This is a genomic window from Kitasatospora sp. LaBMicrA B282, from assembly GCF_050325825.1.
In the GTDB taxonomy this organism is placed as follows: Bacteria; Actinomycetota; Actinomycetes; order Streptomycetales; family Streptomycetaceae; genus Kitasatospora.
Genome location: NZ_JBNQTI010000301.1, coordinates 1 through 5,075, shown reverse-complemented (window position 1 = coordinate 5,075; position 5,075 = coordinate 1). Strand labels below are relative to the sequence as shown.

At 69.4% G+C, this 5,075-nt stretch carries 4 protein-coding genes; 2 read left to right on the top strand and 2 right to left on the bottom strand.

Going from position 1 to position 5,075, the window contains the following annotated elements; genetic code table 11:
* Positions 1 to 350: 350 nt before the first annotated feature.
* The gene (locus tag ACQRUO_RS38605) at positions 351 to 992 is read right to left on the bottom strand and encodes a hypothetical protein (RefSeq protein WP_428320858.1); all 642 of its coding nucleotides are present in this window, start codon (positions 990 to 992) and stop codon (positions 351 to 353) included.
* 334 nt (positions 993 to 1,326) lie between these two features.
* On the opposite strand from ACQRUO_RS38605, the gene ACQRUO_RS38600 reads away from it, so the two are divergent.
* Positions 1,327 to 2,289: a hypothetical protein gene (locus ACQRUO_RS38600; RefSeq protein WP_428320857.1), complete on the top strand. Its 963-nt coding sequence runs from the start codon at positions 1,327 to 1,329 to the stop codon at positions 2,287 to 2,289.
* Between the two features lie 457 nt (positions 2,290 to 2,746).
* On the opposite strand, the gene ACQRUO_RS38595 is transcribed toward ACQRUO_RS38600, so the two are convergent.
* Positions 2,747 to 4,453 carry a hypothetical protein gene (locus ACQRUO_RS38595; RefSeq protein ID WP_428320856.1) on the bottom strand — a complete coding sequence of 569 codons (1,707 nt, stop codon included), beginning with the start codon at positions 4,451 to 4,453 and terminating at the stop codon, positions 2,747 to 2,749.
* Positions 4,454 to 4,690: 237 nt separating this feature from the next.
* On the opposite strand from ACQRUO_RS38595, the gene ACQRUO_RS38590 reads away from it, so the two are divergent.
* Positions 4,691 to 4,873 carry a hypothetical protein gene (locus tag ACQRUO_RS38590; protein WP_428320855.1) on the top strand — a complete coding sequence of 61 codons (183 nt, stop codon included), beginning with the start codon at positions 4,691 to 4,693 and terminating at the stop codon, positions 4,871 to 4,873.
* The last annotated feature ends 202 nt before the right edge of the window (positions 4,874 to 5,075 follow it).

Sequence of the window (5,075 nt, the reverse complement as noted above, 5' to 3'; positions counted from 1 at the left end):
TGACTCGTTCCAGCCCGACTGTCCAGGGCCACTCCGGCTCAAACGAATTCACCCCTACCGAGCGGCACACAACCACCGGTTCCCACCGTCGTGGCCAGGTTCCAACCATCGTGTCTCGGCTCAACGGCGCGCAGCCCTGCTGTGACCGGCAGCAGTAGTTGGCGAGACGGGCCCTCCAACTACGGCTGCCAGTCACGCCTGCCTGCCCGCTGCGGTGTGACTCAGCACGCCAACTGTCGTGTCAGCACGCCATCTGTCGGCCCAGATGCGCTTGTCGGAGCCGGCGTCGAGCGCGGCAGGTAGGTGTGGGTTCCCAGGATTCCTCGCGCCGAGGGCCGGCGGCCCTATGTTCAGGAGTCCTGGACGAGGAGCCTGCCCTGGGCGCCGTCCTCGGATACGAAGGCGAGCATCCTCGGCGACGCGCCGAGGTTGAGGTGGAACGGCACCCAGTTCGAGTCCAGCTGCAGTAGCAGCCGCCAGGGTCCGCCGTCCGGCCAATCGTCGCCCTGGAAGAACCCCGGTGTTCCGCCGATCTTGTTGCCGTCGATCCGCTCGACATAGCCGTCCCGGTCGGCAGGGGGCAGGGCTTCGAGTTCCTCATCCGTCATGGAATCGGGCTCGTCGACCGGGCGGAGGTCGACGGTGAGCTCCACCGCCGACCCGTCGCGGCCGTAGAGTCCGGGTCCGGTCGCCAGCGGGCACACCGGGCCGGTGTAGTCCCCGCCCGGCTGCACGATCACCGCATTTTCGCCGCCGTCGGGGTCGATGACGTCGGGGTCGAAGAAGTCGTCCTCTTGATGATCGGCGTGGGTCACGAAGACGTAGGCCATCTTCCCCTGGCCGGCCGCTCCGAGTACCGGGCCCAACTCGATCTGGGCGACGAACCGCATCGGCCGGTCCCATGCCGCGCTGATCGGCCACTGCGGGCCTGCCAGCCACACGGGCTGGCCGCCGAACTTGGTGGCCGGCGTGGCGACCGGCTGACCGGCCACGGAGAAGCCCTCGATGCGCAGTGATCTCACCATGCCCGGCATCCTGCCAGCGCTGGCGGACATCACTGCCGCGGGTTGCCTCCTTCGCCACCGCGCCCACTGCCCTGCCAGGATCTGCCATCACCAGTCGTCAGATATCGCGCTGATTCAGCGCCAGATGTCGTGCTGACCCGACCGAGAACCCGCACGTCGAGTAGCACCCCGTTAGCGGCAAGTAGCCTGTCGAGTCACATCGGGAGCGCGAGCGACACGCCGAGCTGCTCTACATCCGATACCGTTCTCTCGTTGCGGCCCGACGCGGTCCGCGCCCCCGCGCCCCGTCGAAGGAGCCTTGATGATCCCTGCTGGCCGCACCGCTGCCGACACCGCGACCGCCGCCGGCCAGCTCAGCATCACCCTCCGCTGGCAGGAATTGGAGCACCTGGGCGCCCGGCCCATCAGCCGGCCCGGCGCCAGGATCCGCTACTGGGACCAGGAGCAGCTGCGTGCCGCCGTCCAGGGGCACCGGGTCCCACTGGTCGCCTTGGCTGACCCCGAGGCGCTCTACACCGTCCCGGTCGAGGACCAAGGGCTGCGGGACCTCGTGCGCGACTACGTCACGTTCTACCTCACCGGTGCCGGCGGCCCGGCGGGGGTGACGCCCGACGCACAAATCCCCCCGGCCGGCACGGGTGTGCCCTACGAGGGGGTGGAGCTGGTCGGCCTGTACGCCGAGGACGAGCCGGCGCTGACCGAGGGCGAGGTGGTCGACGTGCTCGCGAAAGTGACGGCCAGCAGTGGGGAGGAGACCCAGGCGCTCGGCCTCCAGCTGCGCCTGGAGCGCGCCGGCGGTCGGTGGGTGATCTGCGCGCTGGCCAGAGCGGACGAGGAGGACCTGCTCGACGTGGAGGAGGCACGGCTCGCGATCCCCGTCGAGCGCCGGCCCACCGCGAGCAGCTGGCGCACCTACACCGCGGCGAAGGCCGACGCCACGAAGACCGCCGGCCCGCGTCCCGACACGGTCATCTTCGGCGTCAGGTTCTACAAGCGCTCCACGATCCGGCGTTGGGACCGCGAGGAGCGGTTCCTACGCGGGGAGAAGAGCACCGGTGGCCGGCCCGCCGGCATCAAGGAGGCGGCTCCCCGCCCACGCAACGCCGAGCGCAACCTCATCGCCGAACAGCGCCGCGAGCGCGTGCGGGCGATGCTGCACGTCGACCCCGGGCTGACCGCCCAGCAGGTCGGCACCGAGCTCGGGGTCTCCCGCGAGTGGGGGCGCAAGCTGCTCGCCGAGGTGAAGGCCGAGCAGGGTACGTGACGCACGATCCGCCGACGGCCCACGCCGGCGGGCCTGCGGCCGACGGCGCAGGCGGCGACGACGGTGCGGTGGAGCGGGTGCGGGTGGCCGGCGGGCGCCGCGATCACCGCGTGCTGCGGGTGCGCGTCACCCGGGCGGGGCGGCGGCCGTGGGTGCGGCTGCGGACCCTGTGCGGGGCGCACCATCTGCTCGAGCGGGACCTGGAGCGGGCGCTGTGCGGGGTGCTGTGCCCCGCCTGCGAGATCGCCGCCGATCCCGCGGCCCGTCAGCGCGCCGTCCAGGTCCGTGAATGCGCCCGCGCGGCCGCCGACGGCCAGCACCCCCTGCCCTTCCTGCTTTCCTGGTGGGCGCTGGGATGCTGGGTGAGGCACCAGGGTCGTGCAGTCGTCGGTCGTGCAGGCCGGGTGGAGCTGTCGCGGTCGCCCTTCTTGATGGCGGCCCCCACGGTCTTCGCCATTCACCAGCGGTCCCGGGCTTCTTCGATAAACGCGTGGAGGACGAAGGCTGTGACGGTCACCCAGAGGATCGCCGCGAAAATGACCCCCACGACGCCGGAGGAGACCGTGATGCCGCCCGCGATGGCCGTCAAAATCATAAGGAAGACGAACTCGAAGAGGAACCCAGATCCGGGCCGGGCCGACTTCCGTGCAAGGATTCCAGCTTGGATCATCAATGCCCCGAGCACGATGACAATTAGCTTCCATATGTCCCAGAATTCCAGGTCTTGCCGGATGCTTGTTTCCTTGCCGCCCACACCCAGGGCGACAACTTTTCCCTGGTATATCTTGAGGTCTGCGGTGGAGCCGATCCGTGCAGCGTTCAGTACGGAGTCATTGACTTCATAGATGTCGGTTTTCCCGGATGCCCGCTTGACCCACAGCGCATCGCCGCTGTCACTGTCGGCGGAATGCTTGTCCGTCACGGTCCCGGACTCCAGCTGGAAGCAGGCGCCTGTTCCCGCCTGTTCGGTCGCCGTGCACGGCCTGGAAGGTGCGGAGAGGTTGATGTCCTGGCGAACCTGCCACACCTGCTCGACGCCGAACAGCACCCCTACCAGGCCACCCAGCACGAGGAGGAGCGCCAACACCGACCAGTGCCCCTTCCGCCGGTCGGCCCGCACCCGCCGGTCGACAAGGGACGTGTGGATGGCCCATGGGTTGTCGTCTGGTGCCTGGGTCCACTGCCTGCGGGAGCGGCGGAAGCGGACCCGAGAGCGCCATGCCGACCAGCCTGTGCCAACACGCGGGCTCGGGGCCGGGCGGTCGTCCTCGCCCCCTTGGGCGCCGGACTCGACGGGCTCGTCAGAATCCGTCGGCGGGGGCCCAGTGGGTGTGCCGGCGGGCCCGGGAGCACCGCCCCCCACGAATCCGCGCCAGAACTCCTGCAAGTCCGTTTCCGGGTCGGAAACGGCCCCCACCTTCACCCTGACCTGCGGTTGCTCGCTCTCATCCCTCTCCTGCTCCGCCGTCGTGGCCAGCTTGCCGAGCAGGAGGTTGACCTGCTCCTGCAGCACACGGTTCCTGCTCGCCAAGTCGCGGAGCCGACGCTCCAGGTCGCGGTTCTCCTCCTGCGTCCTGTCCAGGTCCGCCGTGACGTCGCGGGCGTAGTCGGCGGCGGCTCCCAGTTGCCGCTCCTGGTCTTGGGCCAGGGTCCTGAGCGTGTCGCGCTCGGCCTCGGCCTCCCGCACGCGCTCGCGCAGGGCGTTCAGTGCCTCGGCATCGCTCTCACGCCCGGCGGTCAGCAGCGCGGCATCGCGCCTCGCCACCAGGGCGTGCCTCACCTCCATCAGGCCCAGCCGTCGCTGCAGGTTCTCGACCTTGGCCTCTGATTCCTTCAGTGCCTCGCGCAGGTAGGCGTTCTGGCGGCTGACAGTGCTCTCCTGCTGGGCTTTTCTGCGCAACTCATGAAGGTCCTCCAGCTCATCCGCAGTCAGTGGGGGCTTCCCCGAGGCACGGAGGAACGCCTCCAGGCTTGCCACGAACTCCGCAGGTGCGACTCTCGGGTCCTTTCCCTCCGTCTTCAGGTAGCGAGTGACCGTCGGAGGCGAGACATGCGCGAACGTGGCGAACTCCGCCTGGGTCTTGCCGGACCGCTCGAATGCGTCCCGTAACGCCTTCGCGTACTCGTACGCCGCGGCTCCGCGGGCTTCCAAGCCCTCTTCCACTCCTACCCCCCAGGGTCTGGTGTGTTCCTGCTTGCCCGCCGCCATTCTTGCACCGCGCGCATCGATTCCCAATTCGCCGGCAACGAGCCGTTTCCACTTCCGCAAGATCAAAGGCCGGGCCACAGTCGAAGCGTCGTTCCAATCAAAGGAGACCTCATGACCCGCCCATCCCCCTCCCGCTCGGCACTACCCGGTTTGGCCGGCGTATTGTCCGCGGCCGCGGGCGCCCCGTGGTGGGTGGCCGCCTTGAGCCTGGTCCTGTCCTTCCTGGACATCGTCATCCAGCTCGTCTTCCCCCAGACCTCCGCCGACCGCCTGGCCTGGTGGCGCGCCCGCTGGACACGCCCGACCAAGACCCGCACGAAGCGCGCAGGCAAGAGCGGAGGCGAGGGCGGACCCGCACGCACCCAGCGCTACTGACTTCGGCGCTTCAAGGTGATTGGCTTGTTTGTGTGGCTGACTGGCAGCGGGGCCTTGCCCAGGTAGCGGCAGTAACGGGCGGGCGCTCGACGGCCTTGATGTCATCGGAGGGGATCAGACCACGGGGTACCGGCCGGCTGTCGAGCTCGTGATCGCCGCGAGAGCGTGCCAGAGGCCCGGTTCGCCGGGTACGTGGTCGCTC